This window comes from Paraburkholderia sp. J69-1, assembly GCF_905220255.1.
GTDB lineage: Bacteria > Pseudomonadota > Gammaproteobacteria > Burkholderiales > Burkholderiaceae > Paraburkholderia.
The window spans coordinates 66,095-86,883 of sequence record NZ_CAJMZG010000019.1 but is presented as its reverse complement, the minus strand read 5'-3'; the positions used below and the strand labels follow the sequence as shown (position 1 = coordinate 86,883).

The 20,789-nt window shown below is 57.0% G+C and carries 17 protein-coding genes and 1 pseudogene; 12 read left to right on the top strand and 6 right to left on the bottom strand.

Going from position 1 to position 20,789, the window contains the following annotated elements; translation table 11 throughout:
- Window positions 1-28 precede the first annotated feature (28 nt).
- Window positions 29-1,156: a hypothetical protein gene (locus tag U5A67_RS29225; protein ID WP_321817027.1), complete on the top strand. Its 1,128-nt coding sequence runs from the start codon at window positions 29-31 to the stop codon at window positions 1,154-1,156.
- A gap of 1,443 nt (window positions 1,157-2,599) precedes the next feature.
- Window positions 2,600-3,148, top strand: coding sequence for a hypothetical protein (locus U5A67_RS29220; RefSeq protein WP_321817025.1), 549 nt, complete (start codon window positions 2,600-2,602; stop codon window positions 3,146-3,148).
- Window positions 3,149-3,969: 821 nt separating this feature from the next.
- On the opposite strand, the gene U5A67_RS29215 is transcribed toward U5A67_RS29220, so the two are convergent.
- From U5A67_RS29215 to U5A67_RS29205, 3 genes and pseudogenes are all read right to left on the bottom strand, one after another.
- Window positions 3,970-4,221: a hypothetical protein gene (locus tag U5A67_RS29215; RefSeq protein ID WP_321959766.1), complete on the bottom strand. Its 252-nt coding sequence runs from the start codon at window positions 4,219-4,221 to the stop codon at window positions 3,970-3,972.
- A gap of 4 nt (window positions 4,222-4,225) precedes the next feature.
- A pseudogene (locus tag U5A67_RS29210) lies at window positions 4,226-4,429 on the bottom strand (IS5/IS1182 family transposase); the annotation flags it as partial.
- Window positions 4,430-4,690: 261 nt separating this feature from the next.
- On the bottom strand, window positions 4,691-4,843 hold the full coding sequence (locus tag U5A67_RS29205; protein ID WP_321817115.1) for an aminotransferase class I/II-fold pyridoxal phosphate-dependent enzyme: 153 nt from the start codon (window positions 4,841-4,843) through the stop codon (window positions 4,691-4,693).
- A gap of 560 nt (window positions 4,844-5,403) precedes the next feature.
- On the opposite strand from U5A67_RS29205, the gene U5A67_RS29200 reads away from it, so the two are divergent.
- The 5 genes from U5A67_RS29200 (at window position 5,404) to U5A67_RS29180 (ending at window position 12,061) form a co-directional block, all read left to right on the top strand.
- Complete coding sequence (locus U5A67_RS29200) at window positions 5,404-7,917, top strand: type VI secretion system Vgr family protein (RefSeq protein ID WP_321817024.1); 2,514 nt, start codon at window positions 5,404-5,406, stop codon at window positions 7,915-7,917.
- 15 nt (window positions 7,918-7,932) lie between these two features.
- Window positions 7,933-8,832: a DUF4123 domain-containing protein gene (locus U5A67_RS29195; protein ID WP_321817023.1), complete on the top strand. Its 900-nt coding sequence runs from the start codon at window positions 7,933-7,935 to the stop codon at window positions 8,830-8,832.
- 94 nt (window positions 8,833-8,926) lie between these two features.
- Window positions 8,927-9,622 (top strand): DUF3304 domain-containing protein, encoded by a 696-nt coding sequence (locus U5A67_RS29190; RefSeq protein WP_321817022.1) that lies wholly within the window; start codon window positions 8,927-8,929, stop codon window positions 9,620-9,622.
- Complete coding sequence (locus tag U5A67_RS29185) at window positions 9,619-11,733, top strand: DUF2235 domain-containing protein (RefSeq protein WP_321817021.1); 2,115 nt, start codon at window positions 9,619-9,621, stop codon at window positions 11,731-11,733. Before U5A67_RS29190 ends, U5A67_RS29185 begins: the two co-directional genes overlap by 4 nt.
- Before the next feature lie 46 nt (window positions 11,734-11,779).
- A complete protein-coding gene (locus U5A67_RS29180) occupies window positions 11,780-12,061 on the top strand; it encodes a PAAR domain-containing protein (RefSeq protein ID WP_321817020.1) in 282 nt (93 codons plus the stop codon).
- Window positions 12,062-12,678: 617 nt separating this feature from the next.
- Here U5A67_RS29180 and U5A67_RS29175 read toward each other — a convergent pair.
- Window positions 12,679-13,443, bottom strand: coding sequence for a PLP-dependent aminotransferase family protein (locus U5A67_RS29175; RefSeq protein WP_415767960.1), 765 nt, complete (start codon window positions 13,441-13,443; stop codon window positions 12,679-12,681).
- Between the two features lie 221 nt (window positions 13,444-13,664).
- Here U5A67_RS29175 and U5A67_RS29170 point away from each other — a divergent pair, with 221 nt between their 5' ends.
- Window positions 13,665-14,141, top strand: a complete 477-nt coding sequence (locus U5A67_RS29170; protein WP_321817019.1) for a hypothetical protein — start codon at window positions 13,665-13,667, stop codon at window positions 14,139-14,141.
- Between the two features lie 298 nt (window positions 14,142-14,439).
- Window positions 14,440-14,820 carry a hypothetical protein gene (locus tag U5A67_RS29165; protein WP_321817018.1) on the top strand — a complete coding sequence of 127 codons (381 nt, stop codon included), beginning with the start codon at window positions 14,440-14,442 and terminating at the stop codon, window positions 14,818-14,820.
- 36 nt (window positions 14,821-14,856) lie between these two features.
- Here U5A67_RS29165 and U5A67_RS29160 read toward each other — a convergent pair whose 3' ends face one another.
- Entirely contained in the window at window positions 14,857-15,213 is a 357-nt protein-coding gene (locus U5A67_RS29160; protein WP_321817017.1) for a hypothetical protein, read from the bottom strand.
- A 414-nt stretch (window positions 15,214-15,627) separates the two neighbouring features.
- Here U5A67_RS29160 and U5A67_RS29155 point away from each other — a divergent pair.
- The 3 genes from U5A67_RS29155 (at window position 15,628) to U5A67_RS29145 (ending at window position 18,859) form a co-directional block, all read left to right on the top strand.
- Window positions 15,628-16,433 (top strand): IS5 family transposase gene (locus U5A67_RS29155; RefSeq protein ID WP_321817016.1). Its coding sequence is split into 2 segments (ribosomal slippage): window positions 15,628-15,958 and window positions 15,958-16,433, totalling 807 coding nucleotides; the frame shifts between segments, so codons are not numbered across the junction.
- Between the two features lie 347 nt (window positions 16,434-16,780).
- Entirely contained in the window at window positions 16,781-17,224 is a 444-nt protein-coding gene (locus U5A67_RS29150; protein ID WP_321817015.1) for a DUF3828 domain-containing protein, read from the top strand.
- Between the two features lie 1,203 nt (window positions 17,225-18,427).
- On the top strand, window positions 18,428-18,859 hold the full coding sequence (locus U5A67_RS29145) for a hypothetical protein (RefSeq protein WP_321817014.1): 432 nt from the start codon (window positions 18,428-18,430) through the stop codon (window positions 18,857-18,859).
- A gap of 252 nt (window positions 18,860-19,111) precedes the next feature.
- Here U5A67_RS29145 and rnc read toward each other — a convergent pair whose 3' ends face one another.
- Window positions 19,112-19,819, bottom strand: coding sequence for a ribonuclease III (gene rnc, locus U5A67_RS29140; protein WP_321817013.1), 708 nt, complete (start codon window positions 19,817-19,819; stop codon window positions 19,112-19,114).
- Window positions 19,820-20,789: the final 970 nt, after the last annotated feature.

Genomic DNA, 20,789 nt, shown 5'->3' with positions numbered 1-20,789 from the left:
GCATCTTTCGCGGGACCAGGAGCACATCATGAAAAACAATATCGAACACAACTGGGCGGCAGATACGCAGGCCCCCGGCGACGTCCACGGGGATGTCACATGCAAGCGCATCGTGGCCATTTTCCAGCCTCAGGCATGGCAAAATGGCTATGCGATCGACGTTGACGGCCGGAGGGAAATTGACGTCACGGAGAAAGTCCTCGCGTTGTCCCTTTGCGGGATTCAAGGCCTTAGCAACGACGACTACGACTACGACTACGACACCGACGACCTTGTCGACAGCGAATCGCTAGGACACGACGGACCATTCTATGTCGCGGTGTCGGAGCAAGCGTGTGCGTTTTTCTGCGTGGAACACTTGTCCCAAGTCACTGAGCAGATGTTGCTCGATGCACGCAAATGCGTATCGGCTTGCACCGTCCATTCTGGAACATGTCTGGCGATGAGCCGCGACAACCGTACAGCGCGCGCGATCAACGACGAGGGGTCTGTTATTTCCTCGTCCGTTGGACAGGAATTTATGTGTTTCGGGGAGTGCCTCGCCGGTGTCGGGCGGCAAGTGGGCTCGGAGGTCGTTGGCGAAAGCTATCGACGCCACTACGAGCTTGACATGGCGCCTTCGGAGACGGTGCATCAGGATCGGATCGACGGAGGCGTACTGGAAGCCGACGCAAGTGGCAGTTTCGAAGTAGGCCAGCGGGTATTCTTGGCAGACGCTGCGCCGCACGCTGACGGTTGGTATCTGTTGCATCGAGTAGAGACCGTATCGGGAAAGATCGAAACGTCTAGCACTATCGTCACGCTGTGCCCGCCGGACAATACGCCCGGCGATTACATCTGTGTGACCGCGTCGGAGCTTCGCGCGTCGGTGCCTGTCCTTGACGTGCGGACTTCGGTTCGAAAGACAGTGATTCAGTTCACGGTGCTGCACGACGACGGGAAGGACTTGTCGTCGCTATCGCTCGGCGACATTTTTTCCGAGTGCGACGATGGCAGTTACTTGGGCGGCGGCCTTGTGGTGATCTCTGACGTAATCCTGACGCCCGATCAGATCGACGCAGAGGCCGTGGCGCTAGGCTCCGAGGCTACGTTCTTCGAATTCGATTCGATGGGTGCATCAGACGAATCGGTCGCTCTGGAATCAATGAACCGTTAATACTTGCGCGTCGCAGAGGCCCTGAGCGGCTCTGCGTTGCGCGAGGCACTTTGCGATTCTACGCCCGTCGTACCTCTCTCTTCATGGGAGGGCGGCGGGCATTTTTCGTTTTGGGCACAATCAGGTTCTGTACTTTGCACAAACATCGTCGTTGAGTGCGGGTGCGGTGAGCGTGCACGCCGGGCGCGCGTATTTCCACGACAGGACCAGACAGCCGGCAGGCGGCGCTGAGCCATGATCTGTGTGTCTGTCTGTGCGCACCGCATCCGCGTCTTGTGCCGTCGCAAACGACGTATTATGTTGACGTGTAGGCACCGCAGCATGTTGACACAGCGAAGCGATAACGAATACCACGGAGGGTGACGTGATGATGAAGCGAATATTCAGTCTGATGTTGCTGCTGGCAATCGTGGCAGCCATGGCGGGTTGCGCGTCGCTAAAATGCATTCCGACGTGCTGACTGATGGCCAGGAAAGTGATTCGGGTTGCGGCGCTGGTATCGGTGGCCGGCGTGTCCGGTTGCGCGATGCTTACCGATTAGCACAAAGAATAGAAGCGCTGATTTTCGTCTGGCCATGCCGCCAGGATATGACTTTCATGGCCTCATGTCCAAGTTGTGTTAGCCGCTCTAAGACAGAAGAAGGGGTTGCTGCTCTGGGCCGCAACCTCGTGTATGGGGATGTAACGCGGATGGGCCTGAAGGCCCATCCCGTGATTGCTGCGCCTGCGCCGACTAGCGCACGCGCACAGACCCTTTGCGAGTCACATGGAGAGCGTCCGAAAGACACCTCAACGTGGACGCGCCTGCAACCTCTTGGTCGAATGCCAGGACACGGAGCTCGTAGGTCCCGCTTGTGTCGGGGCCGCGTAAGACCGTTGCCATAACCTTCTTCCCATTCGGTGCCATAGCGACTACGGTGTCGCCGGCGGAGGCTTTCGGGCCAGTGTTACCTGGATAGTATTTCGTGGCGGGACGACGACGCGAATATCGATGACCGCTGTGATTTCCGTAAAACTCGTTGTTCCAGATTGCCATGGTTTCTCCTTTTTTCCTGCGATCAGGAATCGAAAAGGAGGGGGCAATTAGCCCGGCTGAAGCATGCCGCTCAGCGGGACGCGATATGGCTGACTGTTTCTATGCTGGCGGCCGTTGTTGCACGCGTTGCCGATTCAACGGCTGCAGGTATCGTATAACGCCGCCGTCGGCGCGGCAAGCCCGCCAGGACTCAAGTAAAGACGATAGTGGGCAGCCCATCTCAACCGCAGCGGGCTGGAGGCAGTGCCACGGCCTTGCTATATTCGCTGCAGCCGTTCAATCGGCATCCTTCTAACTTTTTCAGCGCCCTTGTGGCATCGATTCGGTTTTCCCGTCCATGCTGACCGGAAAGCCCATGCGGGTTCCCCTTGATCAACTGGCCTTTTAGGCTACAAGGAGAAAATCCCATGAACCGAAATCAAGAGTCCTTTGTCCGGAGCGACGTGCCGCTGCCAGTCGTTAGACTGCACGAAAACCTCAATGTCGTAACCCTTGATCCGCTTGGCCACGGTCGAACCATGGGCTATTGGTACCTCGTTCGGCAGGGGCCTGTTTACGCACACACCGCCTTTAACAAGCGAGAGAATCTTTTGACGTGGCTTCGCGAGCTGGGGTTGACGCTCGACAGCGAACTGCCGCCACATGGCGTTCGAGACTACGTGTTCGTCAGCGGAGTGTATCGCAATGCCTCGCATCTGTCGTACGACACGTTCAATCGGCAGCGCGCACGCGGCACAGTCGGGCGCGCGCTCTCAAACGGTGATTACACGATGTCTATCAACACTCTCGACAGCGCGCACGCGCTCGGGCTTGCTGCCGATTTCATCAGCCCCGCAAGCGGCACGCCGCTCCAGATCTCAAATGTGATCTCGCGTGGTCACCAGTCACAGCCTAGACCGTGGGTTCGCTGGGCGCCCATATCGAATATAAAGCCGAAAGATTTTTGGCTTTTATAATTCTTGTAAGTCAGCGAGCCAATATTTCCACCTTGGTTTTCCATCTCGTATTCACCGGAGACGACACCATGTACGACCTCTACCCATTTCGTTGTGCGATCCGCGGGGCGGCCGTTCTGCGTTCCGTCCTCTATTGAATCAACAAAAACAAGAGCAATCGGCTCCTTCAACTTCTCATACTTTACGAAGGCACCTTGCCAACCGGAATCTGCGTCAAAATACGTTCTTAGCTCTATTCTGGCGGACCGCCCTTTCACAGGCGAGAAACAATATGATTCCTGAGTGACATCGCTGTATGCTGGGATCGAAAAAATTAGGAATAGAAGCGATAAATATTTCATTTTAAATAAAAATACCAAATGCCCTGCACGCAAGCCCGATGGATACGCCCAGGTGTGCTGGTGCGTCGCGGGCCATTTCGCGGCAAGAACATAGACTCAGTCTTTTTCGCCTCGGTTCCGCCGTGATCTGAGATCTTGATCTGATCTTCGAGGTATACCTTGCGCAGTCATGCATTCTCTGCCTCCAGTTCCTTCTTGGCACCATGAGCGAAACGTCCATGACATCGTATTTGCTGCGGTAGGTGTAGAACGTCGCTGTGCAGACGCCCAACTCATCGAAAATCTCCGCCTCCAATAACCCAGCTTCCGCGAACTTGAGCCCATCGATGATCTAGCTATCTGTAAAATTCGATTTCTTCATTGCGTAGAACTCCCTTTTCAGGAAGTCCTACTTCTGATCGCGCCTATCAGACGGAGGCATTTCGGAGGCACGAAATCGCCGGATTTTTGATCGAATTGCCTCGCGCAATATTTGAAATTTTACTTACACATCGTGTCAATTAGGTTGATTGCTTCAAGTTGATCTTGCAGCAAATTGAGCTTCAATTCTTGGCCGAGCCAACCTGGCTGTGAGCTTGCATCGTTCGCCACGTCATTTTCTATACTAGTTGAGCCTTCAGTGTATTTTTTTATCAATCCAGTACAGGAAGTGGAACGGTTCTTTGCTAGCTGGGCATCAATGTGTTTCTGAATTGCAACGTCTGCTTCGTCATAGCACTGCTGTAGAATCATGCCGCAACCTGAGCATCGCGCCTAGGTGGTAGGACGGGCGGCCCGTGAGCGCCGGTGTAGTACCGTTGAAGCCAAGTTCCGAAAGATCCAGCTCGTCGACGAAGGCATCTACTACCCTCACCGGATTGTCCTGTCCGATGTAGTCATCGACGCATTCGGGAAGTAGTGCGACCTGTTTGCGGTCATCGCCTTCGACGAATCGCTTCATGAGTCACCCAGTCTCAATGAATTGATTCAGTTGGCGATGAGTGCGTTTTCACACAGCCTCGGCCGGTTACTGCCCGATGCAAATCGCATATCGCATGCTTCGCGTGTCGACGGCGGTGGTCGGCAGCACACGGTCGACACCGGTAGTTGGCGGACGCTGGCGAATGACAGTGCCACGCTGCTTCCAAGTGCGAGCGCGTCGGCACTGGCGGCCGGCCGTCAGCCGCGTTGTGACAGATTTAATGTCGCAACGGTGACATTTTTAATGCGGTCTTCGCCAGCCGGTCATCGCATAGGCCTTGGATACGCCGTTGGCAATCAGGCTGCGCTCACGCAACGCCGGGCAGGCGTAGCCGAAGGACACAAAGCGACGGCGATCGAAGAGGATGTGCTCGTAGATCTCGTCGGAGAGAATCAGAACGTGCGGATGCTAGTTGAGGACTGCGCCAAGCGCCTGCACATTCACCACATGCTCTACGCTCACGCGCCCGGAGGGCGGCACCTCCTCCAACACACACGGCATTTGCATTCCATCATTACCCTCATCAACTGTTCAATCATTGTGTTTGCCCGTCAACTCCACCACACGCCGTAAACCACTTTTCCCGGGAATTGATGCGTTTCGCATCTTCGATTTTTTCTCACCTGCTTTGCCAATTGTCGTGAGCCATTCGCTTGTCTCCAGTTAGACATATTGCGTAGAATTGGTGAATTGTTTCGTTTTGTTTTTGGAATGATCGGTGCTTAGGTAAGAATGACTGTGAAGGTGTAATTGTGGTATTTATTTCCGGGTGATCAGCGGCAGTATTTCGATTTTTTCCATTGTGCTCTTCCTCGCTCCGAGTTTCAGAAGCAGTGGTAAAACTACGCAGATGAGTTTCGGGACCGGAATAACTATCCTGTTCGGGCAGTCCCGAACGCAATGACCGGGCAGGTCTGGCTGATAACTGCGAGCAGGCAGGCGAGGGGAATTAGATGGGAGTGGGCGATATCTATACAGCAATTACGTCGGGTTTGGCGCAACATGATCGTTTGCTGAAACTGGACACGCTGCCGGGCAGCAGTGTATTACTGCCAGTGAGGGCCTGGGGGCGCTCGCGGGTTGGGAGACAGTTCGAGTTTACGCTCGACGTTGTTTCGACTTCCAGCGATATCGAATTGAAACGGTTGATTGCGCAACCGGTCACGCTGTGGTTACAGCAATCCGATAAATCGTACCGCCCTCACAATGGATATGTGCATACGGCGCGACGGCTTGGATCAGATGGCGGAGTGACAAGTTATCAGTTGGGTTTCGCTTCATGGATGCATTTTCTCAAGTTTCGTAGTGACGCCCGCATCTGGCAGGAAAAGAGTGCTGACGATATTCTGAGCGATGTATTCAATGCACATCCCCAAGCCATGGGCATGTTCAAATTCGCCCTTTCCAAGCCGCTTCCGTCACGCTCTTATTGCACGCAATATGAGGACGACTGGACCTTCGTGCATCGGCTCATGGAATCAGAAGGGCTTTTTGGCTTCTGGATGCAGGCTGACGACGGAAAATCGCATACGCTGAACATCACCGACCGGATTGAGGTGTTACCTGCGCTCGCGCCGCAGACGGTCGATTTTTATCGCGCTGGCGCGAGCAGCGAAACCGACGCGCTGGTCCAATGGAGCGGCACGCGTACGCTTCGAAGCTCGACGCTGACAACTCGTACTTACGATTATAAGAACCCTTCCTCGTTATTCAACCCGAAGGGCACGAGTGTGCTGACGCTGCCCAATCAGGGCGCGTTGCCGGAGCAAACGGAAGTCTACGAGTACACCGGCGCCTACACGTATTACGAGCAGGATCGCGGCGATCATCTGTCGAAGATTCGTATGGAGGAATGGGAGTCGAGCGCGAAGCGCTTTCATGGCAGCGGCGCGATCCGTGGCCTGGACGCCGGCCGCTGGTTCGAACTCGACGATCATCCCGCGCACAGTCGCGACGCGGCTGGTCAACGCGAGTTCGCCGTGATCGACGTAGAGTGGCTGATCGAAAATAATCTGCCGACTTCACAGAGTACGGCTGATTTTCCGCACAGCCTGAAGAATCGATTGGACGCTGCACGGGAGATGCATGGCGCGCGTGGCATATCGACGGTTACTCACCCGGATGGTTCGGCAGGTTTTTATTTGACGGAGTTTGAGGCGCAGCGCAAAACGGTGCCATTCCGCAGCCCGCTTGAACACCACAAACCGGAAATGCGCTTGCAGACGGCAACGGTTGTTGGTCCTGCAGGAGAAGAGATATATACGGACGAACTCGCGCGCGTCAAAGTGCAGTTTCACTGGGACAGGCTCGCTCGCGCGGACCAGCAAAGCTCATGTTGGCTTCGTGTCGTTCAGCCCTGGTCAAGTGGCGGTTTCGGCGGCCTGCAGTTGCCCCGCATCGGCGACGAAGTTGCTGTTTCGTTTATCGACGGCGACCCGGATCGTCCGGTGGTGACGGGGCGGCTGGGCAATGGCATCAACCGCGCGCAGTGGAGTCTGCCAGCGCAACAGGCACTGTCCGGCTTTGTCAGCAAGGAGCTCGGCGGACAGCAGAATAACGTCTGGCTCAAGGACGACACGCCAGGGCAGGTGCAGACGCAACTACGTAGCGATCACCTCGAAAGTGGCCTCCATATGGGCTATCTCACACGGGTGCGAGAGCCGGACGGCCGCCAGGACAAGCGCGGCGAGGGGGTGGAATTGCGCACGGACGGCAACGCGGCCGTGCGTGGCGCGAAAGGTCTGCTGCTCACGACTCACGAACGCTCGGGCGCCAGCGGCGATGCGTTCAGCGTGGACGAGGTAACGCAGCAACTCACGCAGGCGCACGACACAGCAAATGGCCTTGCGCAAGCCGCGAAATCGGCCGAGGCCCAGGACGGCGAGCAGAACGAGATTGCTTCGGCGCTCGAGACGCAGGCCAAAGCGATCGCGGGCGGTGGCCCGCTCAAACAGTTTACGGAGCCGCAACTCGTGATTGCCAGTCCTGCAGGCATCGCGGCGAGCACACCGGACCAGATTCACCTCAGCGGCGGGCAGACGGCGGCGATTACTAGCGGCAATCACGTTTCGATCAGCGCAGGCGGGGGCCTGTTCGCGAGTGCCCGGCGAGCCTTGCGCATGTTCGTCTATGAAGCCGGAATGCGGCTCGTGGCAGCGGGCGGCGACATCGACCTGAAAGCGCTGAAGGATAGCATCAACGTGCTCGCGAAACTCAATGTGACGGTGACAGCCGACAAGGTCACAATCAGCGCCCAGCACGAGGTCCAGATCAACGGTGGCGGCAGCTATGTAAAATTCGACGCCAACGGTATCGAGCACGGCACGCCTGGAAACTTCGTGGCGTACGCGTCATCGCACAGTCTGCCCGGACCGAAAGTGCAGCCAGTGGATCTTTCGCCCAAGCCGGTGTGTATCGAATGCATGCTCAAAGCGGCTAAAAGCGGCGCCGCGATTGTCCCTGTATAACATGAGGTATTGAATATGACATCGCATGAAAGCCGTCCCGGTTCGCAGTTATTCGCGCTGATCGACGGGGCCGCGAGTCCTGGGCGTATTCACGTTCTGCTTGAAGAATCGGGAGCGGAATTCAAATCGGTCTTCGAGGGTTTGCCGGAGGAGGCACTGGGACCGGCATCGGTTTTTCTCGCGCGAGTCGACGATCGCGACGCGTCGTGGTTTGACGAGCTGGATCATATCGATCTGTATTCACCATGCTTATCGCTCGTGTGGAGCAGCTACGATATCGATGATGTCTCGACGCATTTGCGCGCCTTTCTGTTTGCCGATATTGGCGATGGCATGAGAGGCCTGGTTCGATATTTCGATCCGCGCAACACAAGCGCGATCTTGAGCGTATGGGGCGAACAGATCGCGGGGATGTTCATTGCGCCTTTCGATCGGTGGCGTTATCGCGGTCACCACGAGTCGTGGTGCACAATCGACAATGAAGCCGAGGAGCCTGGCCGCATCTGTAAATCAGTCATGATCGAGTTCCATCAGGCGGATCTCGACGCGCTGGGCGCACACACGGAAGCCGATGAATTACTGGCGTCGCTGATCCAGATCGGTGTGATGCCTGATGACGCTTTGTATCACACGCGCTACACCGATTTTCTCGCCCGCTACACGCGCGCGAACGAATGGGGAATCGCGGACGCCGTGGATCGTCTGAACTTCTGTCGTCATACCTGTATTTACGGCCTCGAATTCGACGACGAGCCTGCCGTTCGCGCCGCGCTACAGGAGCGCAGGGAAACTGGCGAAGCCTATCTGGCGGTGATAGGACGCCTTCCATCCAGCGTGTGGGACGAACTCAAGCGCGCGCAGGCAACACGGGAGCGCATGGCGGCGCAGGCCGAATCCACCTGCGTAGCTGGCTAGCCGAAGCCGTACGCGCCGTTATGGATCGCGCGTCAGATTACACCGGCCCAATGCCAGTCAGAAAACTGATCGAGGAAGTAAATTGATTCAATTCATGAAGGATGTTCTGGTGCGCTGCGGCGTGCAGGATGCAAGCGTTCCCTTGCGATCGCTGGCCGCGCTCGCGTTGGGACTGCTGTTGGTGGGCTGTCATCCGGATGTGGCGCAGACGGATGCCGCGACGTCATCGGTGCCGGTCGTTAATACCGGGGAAAATCCGGCGTCAGTGAGCGGATTGAATTACGCATCGTATGGCGTCGCGACTTTTTCCATCACGGATGCCGAAGGAAGAAGCGGGGGCGGCCCGAATCTCGCACCGGTCAGCAAGACCGGCGAGCCGAGCGGTGGCGGTTCTGATATGTGCTGCGTTTACGTTCCGCAGAAGTGGCATGACGGCATGACGGTGCATGTTCGCTGGAGGCGAGACACTCACCCTTACGACGACGACCGTAGCGGCGACCAATGGCTCGAAGCCACGGCGAAAGTACCGCCCTACGGGCCGAAGCAATATAACTTCATCGTGCAGTTTCTTGAGGACGACCGGGTTCGCGTGCGCGTGGACGACGGCAGTCCTTTGGACAAGCCTGCCCGTAGTGATCGGTATATCGTTCAGGGCGTGCTAGATGCAAAGGCGAATGCGCAAATGCAAGCGCTGCGCGAGCGTGATAAAGCTGCCGCTGCCTATGATCGGCGGTTGCAGGAAACTGTCGATAGGGCGGAGACGCCATCCGTGAAGGAGGGAGGAAAATGAGCGTAATTCAATGGCCGAAACGGATGCCGGAAGCCGGTCGTCTTGGCGACGCAAAGGATGCCTGGGGCGAGGGACTTCCAAAAATCTTGCCTCCAAAAATGGATTGCCCGAAGACGCTTCATATTAGTATTTTCTTCGACGGCACGAATAACAACGACGCGACCGATAATCATTGGCGGGACGCGAACGGACAAAGTCAGACCAACATCGCGCGCTTGTTCGATGCGGCGGCAGACGTGAACGGATTTGGCATGTACCGCTTCTACATTAACGGCGTCGGCACACCTTTTCCGCAAATTGGTGAGGACGAGTACTCGACTATGGGTAAAGGCTTTGCGGCGGGTTTCTCCATGCGCGTAGCGTGGGGTTACACGCGCGTACTCAACGCAATCTACAACGCGATAACCAATGCACCAATCGGCCGATTCATGACCGATGCGGATTCTTGCGTTGCATGCCGTGCACTCACAGGCGATAAGTCTGCACCGAATCATCTTCCCATTCGCCTCGCAGCCTTAAGAGCCGCGCATAAGCAGGCGCGCGACGAGTCGCGCCGTAATCAGACTATCCGCAAGGTGTGGATCAATGTATTTGGCTTTTCTCGCGGAGCGGCAGAAGCGCGCGCATTCGTTTCGCGCTTTGTAAATGTCTGGTCGCCGGGCGGGAAGATCGCGGGCGAATTCGACTATGAGGTCAATTTCCTCGGACTTTTTGATACGGTCGCATCGGTTGGCCCGCCGGATTCGACCCGAACCGTGCTTCCGTTGAGCAAGCTCGACGGCCATTGGGAATGGACGTCAGATGGACAACTGAACGTTCCTGCTTCGGTTCGACGTTGCGTGCATTTTTTCTCGATACACGAACAGCGAATGAGTTTCCCTCTGGATATGATCCGCATAAAAGGCGTCTATCCAGGGCAAGAGGACCGGCTGCTGGAAGTTGCGTATCCCGGTGTTCACTCTGATGTGGGAGGAGGTTACGGCCCCCGCGAGCAAGGTAAAGCTTTCGCGGGCGATTCCGCAAAGCTTAGTCAGATCACGTTGCACGACATGTATATCGAAGCGCTGCGCGCGGGCGTTCCCATGCAGTTTCCTGGCGGACCTCAGGAAATGCTCAAGTCGACCACGCAGTTATTCGACTTGTCTGGCGGTCTGATCAAGACGTTTAACGGCTGGCTGGAATCCGTTCCAGCTATCCAGACGGTTGAGCAGGCCATGCGTTTTGGAATGGGGCAGATGCTTTCATGGCGAACGCTGCGCGCTCGCATTGGCACGCCTGACTACGTGACGGAGCAGTCTTTCTTCAAAAACGCCCCCGAAAGCGGCAAGAGCCGCGAGCAGGTGCGCGAGGACGCCGATCGTCTGAATGACAGCGACGAGAAGATCAAGCAGCTTAAGAGTGAGCGTTCCGAAGTCGTCGCGCAGATGAATGGTGCAAGCATGAGCTCGGTGGAGAACCCATTTGCGTCAGTCTCTCCGTCATCTGATCTTGGCAAGGAAATCGACGGCTATCAAACCAGCCTCAAGGCGTACGACGCAAAAATCGCTCGAGAAAAGGACGCTAATGCCGAAAAGGCGGCGGGCGCCAGTCCATCGTCGGCCAAGCCCGGCAACGGCCCTGACGACCTGGTTTCTAACGACAAGACGGATTTGCTGGAGGCCGCCGAAGAGTTCCGTCTCTTGCTGACTTGGCTTGATCTATCGAAGGCACCACGCTGGCGTACCGAAGTCAACCATCAGACAGATTTGCCTTACGCAGTGAAGGCACCGGCGACGCCGAAACACAAGCCGGAGACCGAAGTGGTGTATATGAGAAACCCGGATCTCCTTACACGGTTCAGCGCGGTGACACCGTTTTCAATTTATAACGACGCTGTCATCAAGCCGCGATCGGTGATGAAGGATTTCTTGACCGAAAATACCTCGGATGCAGCTGTCGAGAAGCTAAGAAAGGCGCCTATCGTCATACAGCTTTACGATGAGTTTATTCATGACAGTCGTGCGTGGTTCCGCGTGCCGTACTTCCGTGAATACGTGCCAGGCGGTTTTTTCTGGGGGCGCATGTTGTTCGATGGCGATGATCGACGTGTCGAGAATCTGGGTTTTGTGTGAGTCTTTAAGTGCCTCGTGCACGCATAGCGAGCGGGATTTGCGCAATATGCCATCGAAAATCATTGTAGTTGGCGATCAGACGTCTCATGGCGGCCGGGTCATTTCGGGTTCGGAAATTCATACGATCGACGGCAAGCACATCGCGCGACTGGATGACGCGGTTGATTGTCCCCAAAAGTATCCGGATGGGCGGCCGCATGGCGTCAACAAAATCATCGAAGCGCATCCAACTTTTACGATCGATGGTAAGCGTGTGGCGCTACACGGCCATCGGACCGAATGCGGTTGCACGTTGATTGGCAGTGTTTCCGCGGAGATCGGCGATTGATCTGTGCTGAACCGGGGCGATTGCCCGGTGCGAATCGGTAAAGCGGTCGAGAATCGACTGACGCGCTCAGCGTGGCTGCACAAGCAACTTGACAAATAAAAAGAGGCGGAGCATCAGGTTATTACGCGACCGTGTATCGAAGCGGCAGCAGTTGCTTGTGTTGAGCATCCCAGATTCGCCCCTTGAACGCGTTTCACGCTTAAAAGCGACAAGGAATGGTTGGCTTGGCGCGACGTGAATTTGTTAGTTTCACAGTCCGATGCGCTGTGACGGTGTCCCCCTGATCGTCGAACGGCGGCCTGTGGTCGACTACTGACTCATGCTCTTTGGCTTACCGCCTGGGTAGAATGATTCATCAGACCACAGTCAACGTCTCTGGGACGGAATGGCTCCGACACAAGCGCGTGCGCAGGGCCGGGCCTGAAGTTCGATTGCAGATTGGCGGCACCGGTCATACGCACCGAGACGTAAATGAGCCAGTAGTTTCAGACTGGGCCCAAGGCTCTCCGGCCACGCATTCTCTTGACATATGTTTATGTGGCGACGACCCAGCGGCCGTGGGTAATTGTGAACTAAAAGCTTTCGCCATCGATTGTTGACCTTCACGGACCTTGCCTTCAGGCTAAGTTGGCCGCACTATCGAGAAAGGTGGGTGTTTGCCCTTCACGCATATACGCCGCGTTGAAACGCAACCAAGGGCTTGGCTGGTTGTTAGGTCGATAATGGGCGCCTGGAGCAATGTTGATTCCGAACCTGGCTGCATGTTCGACAAGGCGTGCGGAGTTATCGATGTGCGGCACTCGGGCCCAGACGAACATTCCACCGCATGGTTCTTCGTACGTTTCCCAGCCCGATCTCCGCAATTGGTCGACTGTACGCATCAAGGCGTCGCTTACTTTATGCCGCAGTTTTTCCATGTGCCTACGATAGACACCCCGTTCGAGAAGAGTCGCGACGACATTTTCGGCTAATCTGGTGCCGCCCATACTCGTTAACGTTTTCACGTCGATCAGATCACGAATTTGATCAGCATGTGCTGCGACATATCCGAGCCGTAGCGAAGAAGAAAGTGTCTTCGAAAAACCACTTACATAGATTACGCGATTGAGCTGATCCAATGTAGAAAGCCGTTGCGTCGGAGTCGGTTGCAAGTCTGCATAAACATCATCTTCTACAATAGAGAAATCGTGCTGTTGCGCTAGTTGTAAAATTCGAAATGCAACCTGCGGCGCTATGTTAGTAGCAGTGGTGTTCTGAAACACTGTATTAACAAAGAATAATTTTGGTCGATGTATCGCAAGCAATGTCTGCATCGCATCGACGTCAGGTCCAGTGTGCAGGCGAGGAACGCCGACTAGTTGAATGCCCTGAAGTTTGAGCAAGCCAAACAGATTGAAATGATAGTGGACAGCCCATCTCAACCGCAGCGGGCTGGAGGCAGTGCCACGGCCGTGCTATATTCGCTGCAGCCGTTCAATCGGCATCCTTCTAAGTTTTCAGCGCCCTTGTGGCATCAATTCGGATTTCCCGTCCATGCTGACCGGAAATCCCATGCGGGTTCCCCTTGATCAAATGGCCTTTGAGGCTACAAGGAGAAAATCCCATGAACCGAAATCAAGAGTCCTTTGTCCCGAGCGACGTGCTGCTGCCAGTCGTTAGACTCCACGAAAACCTCAATGTCGTAACCCTTGATCCGCTTGGCCACGGTCGAACCATGGGCTATTGGTACCTCGTTCGGCAGGGGCCTGTTTACGCACACACCGCCTTTAACAAGCGGGAGAATCTTTTGACGTGGCTTCGCGAGCTGGGGTTGACGCTCGACAGCGAACTGCCGCCACATGGCGTTCGAGGCTATGTGTTCGTCAGCGGAGCGTATCGCAATGCCTTGCATCTGTCGTACGACACGTTCGATCGGCAGCGCGCAGGCGGCACAGCCGGGCGCGCGCTCTCAAACGGTGACTACACGATGTCTATCAACACTCTCGATGAAGACGGCATCCACACGATTCATACGCTGAACCCGAACATGAAACTTCGGCCTGTATATGACCATCGGGAAAGCCGGGAGATGGTGGGCTAATCGACGAAACGTCGAGCTGCCACGTCAGGCCGGCTCCAAGTGCTCCTGCCTACGTGATACTCCAGCCGCAACCTTGCCCCATACCATCCTGCTGGATGGCGAGTGGGCTTCCGAACCTATAGGTTCGGCAAGGCACTCCGCAGTGAATCCTGTTCGAGTGCGTGAGTTTGGACGAGCCGTCAAACGACAGACTCGCTCAGATCCTCAATGGATACAGCTTTACAACGATGGAAGCACGCGCCGTTATTGACAACACCTTGCTCAATCGCGCATGCGCTTGAGAAATGCAGGAAACAAGATGGGCAACACCCGCCGCAGCATCGCAATGTTTATTGGCGTCAGCCTCATCGTGGGCGCCGCACCTTTTCTCGGCCGGTTTTCCGGAACGAATGACGGCATCGCGGCTCGCGAGCGCCTTGAACTGGTTTGGCCCGACCTGATGCAAATGCCTGACCGGGACCGCGCGCTGCTCGCCGGCCTGGCGCTTACGTGCCAACTCGAAGACCGGGTAAAGGAGCAGGCGGCGGTACGCGAATGCTTGCAGGATGCCGTGGACAGTCAGGATGCCCGCCTGCCGTATGGAATGAACCGCAAAGAGGCTGAAGCACGCCTGAACCAGATCACGCCCGTCGAACCACACTCGAGGAGCGTATGGCGGCTTACAGCGCGTTCTGGGTGACGCAGAGCCGACCCAGTGTTCGCTGGAGGAGCCGCATTAATCAGAGAGGTACTGCGGCAGAGGATGGCGGGTCACACGCGACTCGACGCTCGCCGTTCGCGATTTAGGCACAACTTCGGCCGGTGGCAACCAGAAGCATCCTCGCTCGAGCTGCTCCATGACATCCCAATACTCTGACTCGAGCGTCAGATAGCGGCCTGCACGTACGCCGTCGACCGCGGCGAACAGTTGCCACTGGGCAGGCCACTCGTCATCACCTTCGATCACGAACCGAAGCTCGTCGTCGATTTGAACGTGGTACTTCTTCTTCGACACGAGGGTCGAGCGCACGCGCGACGCGTAGCGACCGGGCGCGACCCGATCGTGCAAGGTCTCAACTGCAGAGCGGCGCATAGACGGAACTCCGATGAGGGAAACGCCTCATTGTCGCTCCGGACAGTAAAGACGCAAGCTGGAGCTGCCGTCACCCCACGCTTAACGCGCAAAGTGGAGAGTTTTATCCTGGCGTCCCTGGCGGTTCAGTGAATCCGCTAACGGGCGCGTTTTACCCGAGCGTCCCCGGTGGCGGAACCTTCGATCCACAGACAGGTACATATAACCCCGGGACGGGCGGTTAAATTGCGATCGAAGGAATTCTTGGTATTGCACACAGCCGAATCAACGTTTGCAAAAATCTGCTACATAGACGCCACTCTGTTTTATTGGGATTATTCAAATGGCATACAGTGGCGCTACTGCTGCGGCTTACGCGTTTAGACCGGCTAACACAACCTGGACATGTGCGCATGAGAGCCGTATCCTGGCGGCATGGCACGAAGAAAAATCAGCAATGAACTGTGGGCAGCACTGGAACCTTTGCTTCCGGTATTTACGCCGTCGCCCAAAGGCGGTCGTCGGCGCACAGTCGAAGACCGCGCAGCATTGAACGGCATTCTGTATGTCCTGCACACAGGTATTGCATGGGAAGACCTGCCGCAGGAGTTGGGCTTTGGTAGCGGCATGACCTGCTGGCGTCGCCTACGTGACTGGCAGGCCGAAGGCGTGTGGGAGCGGCTGCACGTGGCGCTGCTCGTCAAGATGCGCGAGCATGACCAGATAGATTGGACGAGAGCCAGTATCGATGGTGCCAGCGTACCTAGCCCCCGGGGGGCGCGCAAACAGGGCCCAACCCGACGGACCGGGGCAAACTGGGCAGCAAACGACACATCATCGTAGATGCCAGGGGACTTCCGCTGGCGATTACCGTGACGGGCGCCAATCGGCACGACTCGATTGCCTTCGAGCCAACGCTGGATGCAATTCCTGCGCTGCCAGGCCTGAATGGCCGGCCTCGCAAACGACCGGACAAGCTGCACGCCGATAAGGCATACGACATCCGTCGCTGTCGACAGGATTTGCACAGGCGAGGAATTGCGGCACGTATTGCTCGTAAGGGCATTGAGAGCAAGGAGCGCCTTGGGCGTCATCGGTGGGTCGTCGAGCGCACGCATGCCTGGTTTGCCGGTTTCGGCAAGCTTCGCATCCGCTTCGAACGTCGACTCGACATCCATCTCGCGTTCCTGAAACTCGCCGCTGCAATCATCTGTTCTCGATTCGTGGATGACTTGTGTTAGCCGGTCTTAATCACGCAGCACCTGCCAGTACGGGACATTGCGCAAAATACGTTCGGCGCGCGATTCAATTCGGTGGTGTAGTTGTCACGGCTACCGAACTGGCGAGGAATTACGGCCCTAACCTTCTTGCGGCGGGCTTTTACGAAGCTACGGGCGCACCGATCAAGGGCGATGTTGCTGTGATACAAGCAATCAGCGGACACCCTGCTGGCCACATGGCAATATTCAATGGGAATATCTGGATTTCAGACTTCCGCCAAACGCATCCTGGGCCTGAGGGGTTCTATCCCGGCCAGGCGTACCGCACCGCGCACCCGCCGTACAAAATCTACCGTCACGACTGATCTATGAAGCGTCTTCTCTCGATTTTTGCCTTCTGCGTGCTTGCCTTCGCGCACAACGCCTTCGCAGCAGGCGCATCCGATACCCCGGAATCACGCGCGAGCGAGTTCTACACGTGGTATCTGAAGACCGGCGCAGACCTGACCTTCCCGTTGCTCAAGCCGGGCATCCTGGATTACGTCGCCAAGGATACGATCACGAAACTTCGCAGTGACTACAAACACAACCGCCTGCCGGAAGACGTCGATTACTTCCTGAAGGTGCAAGACGAAGACGACCAGGACTGGTTGAGCCACATTGCGCCGCGCCAGGTCACGATGATTGGTGACGTTGCGGTTGTGCCCGTTATGTTCGGTTCGAAGAGCCAATCCGGCGTTGTCGTCTTCATGCGCAAGATTGCGGGCGTGTGGAAAATCACGAAGGTTGCAAGCACGTTCGATTACCGCTGATCGTCCGTCGCTGAATAGAAAAGCCGTGCGATGTTGCACGGCTTTTTTCATTCAGCTACTTCTTGTCGGCAATAGCAGAAAGCCCCTTGATTTGGAAAAACCTCTTGGACGAAAGGAGCGCCGACTTGAATCGATTCCGTCCAACCGTTGACAACGGAATCAATCAAATCATTCAGGTGCGAATCGTACAACACGACTGCATTCGCAAGGTTCGCCAACCGGGCAGCGCGATGAAGCGCGCAGAAGTGCCAGCACCGCTATAACTGCCTTGCGGATCAACGGCTGGCAGCGATTCTTTCGGAGCCACCCCAGATCGTCAACGCGCCGTCGTACCCCGTTGTCGCCAGGGGCGCTTTGCAGCAGCAGCTCTGCCACGCACGGATATGCTGGCCGTCCATTGACAACTCCTCGCTAGGCCCTGTGCGGGGCAGCGTGATACTGAGGCACTCTCCACAGCGCCAGAGCTTGCCGCGGGGAAGAGCAGGAACGACTTGCAGGAGTGGGGTAGCTAACGACATGGTGTTTAAGGAGTAGGGCGATCCATACGTTTACGGCTCGAGTCTCAAATGTTTTGGAGGTGCCCTCGAAAATAACGAGGAGAGCACCAAAAACAGCGCGCCAAGTCATAAGAACGCCCGTGTCTGATGTTTGTCGGCTCCTGCCTAGCGATTAGCGCCCTTCACGCAATAGCGCAACCCACCAAGCAGGGCGTGACCACCGCAGCTGCGGATCTGCCGCAACAGCGGTCCTTCCGGTTCGGCCGCAAGGTTTGGCGTCCGATGCAGTGCGGTGCTTGTTTGGGTAGCACGGCAAGGATTGCCTGCCCATTGCAACTCAGCCGGATCTTCTGTTCTGTTGCGATCGTCGGCACTGTTGCGGCGAGATGTGAAATAAATGGAAATATTCCGGTGGCTTGTCGGAGATCGATTATTGCCAGTATGATCCGGACACGCCGTTAGTTCGGCATCAAATCAAAAGTCTGCTCCTGCGTAGGTCGACGACGTTTCTCCGTCGCTTTTCGCAAGGCACATCAACGCATTCATCGCAATGCCCATACACATGCAGCGCTGTTAAGCGCATGTCGTATGGCAAATCTTTTTCGCGCACGTTCTTCAGCGCTGACTTCCCGTCAAGGCACCAGCCTTCACGGGGCGCAGGCCCCACGAGTAGTCCGACGAGACTACGAGTCCACGGAGAACCAAAATGTGCGAATACGAATCGAAGAGGTTGTGGGTTGTTGCTGTACCGACTGATGCGGGTGTAAAGCCGCGCAGTCTTATCTTTTTTCAAAACTCGGAGCCTACCAGCGCAGAGGTCCGCGAACGCATCGGCGGGGCAGGACACGTTTCGCAGGGGCTCTTGTGCGCGCTCGATCTCACAAGCGCGGTCGGCCGCGACGCCGCTAGCCTTGCGAACCTCGACGCTTGGGCGCGTGAGGTGCTGGCGGAAGGTCTACCCGTGCGACCGCTGGTTGAAGTCACACCTGCGGCTTTCTCGGTCGTGCCGAGCAAGCGCGTGCACTACGGCAACCGGGAGCAGTACTTCGACGATGGTGGGTGCCTGCAGGGCGAGATCCACTATAGCGGCGACGGGCAGCCGAGTCGTTGGCTGCTCGACCGTCGCTTCGTGCGCTAAGCAGCGCTTCTGAAAAGGCACAGCTTGGCTGGATGCGACGCGTCTTGTCGTGGCTCGCGCGCATACGAGGGAATGTGCGCGTGCCATCTATCGCTGCTTGTGGTGCATTTGAGCACAGCCACTTCGGAGGACGCTCAAAGCCTGCCGCGGCGATACTCGGCAATACCCAACCAGTTGGAGAGGAAAGGCCGCAGCGTAACCATGCGCCTTTCCGTTTAGATCCACTCGTGCGGCATGGATAGGCTAAGCCGGCTATGCCCGCGCTTTATTGCTCGCAGGAGTGGCCGTTCGCCCTTCAAGAACGGCGAGCATCCGCTGAGCTGCTTCGCGCTCGGCGGCCCGGCGCGACAATCCTGAGCCGATCGTGCGCAACCGCAAGGCCTCGACCACGCATTCAGAATCAAAGCGGAGATGGTGGCCGGCACCACTGACTGCGAGGACACGGTAATTGGGCACGCGAAGGCGCTGGCCTTGCAGCACCTCCTGGAGGCGGGACTTGGGGTCCTTGCCGAAGTGACGGATGTCGATCGTGTCGAGGATCGGCGTATAGACGCGTCGCACGAGGCGCTCGGCCGGAGGAAACCCGCCATCGAGAAACACTCCGCCGAGCAGCGCCTCGAAGGCGTCAGCAAGGAGTGCCGGTCGTGCGAGGCCGCCCGCGCTGACTTCCGCGTCGCTCATGCGCAAAGAGTCGCCGAGCTTTAGCGCAACCGCAATCGCATGGAGAGTCGATTCACGCACGAGATTCGAGCGAATCCGCGATAGCCAGCCTTCAGAAAGTAGCGGGAAGCGTTCGTAGAGCAGGGCAGCGACCGAGCCGCCCAGGATAGAGTCGCCGAGGAATTCAAGTCGCTCGTTGTTTCTATCCGACGATGCAGATTGATGGGTCAATGCCAGCTCGAAAAGCGAGCGATCGCTGAACGTATAGTCCAGAAGCTGTTCGAGTGCCGTAGGTCTCATGGCGACTGAGTATAAGTCCGTGTCCGCAGCCGCCACCGCGGAATGTGGGCAGGGGAACGCAAATTTTCAAGCTGGCGCGGCCGCAAACTTGTGGTAAGGCCCGTTCGACGCACCACGCCCGCCAGCTCATTCCAATACGCGATCTGCGAGCGCGCCAAACCAGTTCGACGCGGTGCCGCATGAGGCTCGAAGAACTCCCGTCCCTAGTCTCAGGAAAAACCCTTCGGCCCGCACATCCGCTCCTGACCACCGCACGAGAGAGGCACCAGACCACGCCGCCGTGCATGGCCAGAACAACGTGACCGCCGGCAAGTGCTCCTTACAGTGTGCTTCCCTGAACTCAACAGCAGTGCGCACCGCGGCAGGGCCGGCAACCATGACGTGGGCGAAACCGGCGAGCCTTTGCGCCAACGCTTTCACGTCGAGCGACGCGTCTCCATCCACTGCATGGCTGAACACCAAAACGGGCAGCAGTCGGTCACGCGAGCCTATAAGTTCGAGCAACGCTGCGGTCTCGTCAGCTGCAGGTATGGTCGGGCGTGTGTCCAACCGCACCGCCCCATCCCGCAGAACACAATTTCGAACGAGCGAAGCGACAACAAAAGGAGCTGCGTCTGGCGCGACTGTGTTCTTGCCGAACGCGACGCTTGTACGAACCCCGACTATGTCAGAACGACTGTCGTCAGACACGAAGATTTCGTGACGCCAGACGCGCCCCTCGACTCTCCGGTCACGGACCTCGCGTCGCATAAGCCAGAGCCCGCTATCGGCTCCCTGTAACACGGCTAACGTACCACGCGGCGTGCCCAACGAGAAAGCGGCTCCACGCGCGGCAGCGCTGGGCAAGGCGCCCCAGTCAAAGGCCGCTCGATCCCCTGGACGACGCACCCCCCACCGTAAGGCGACCTCGCGAGCCAACGCGCGTCGATTTTCGGAGTGACCGTCAATTCGCAGACAAACTTGATGTAAC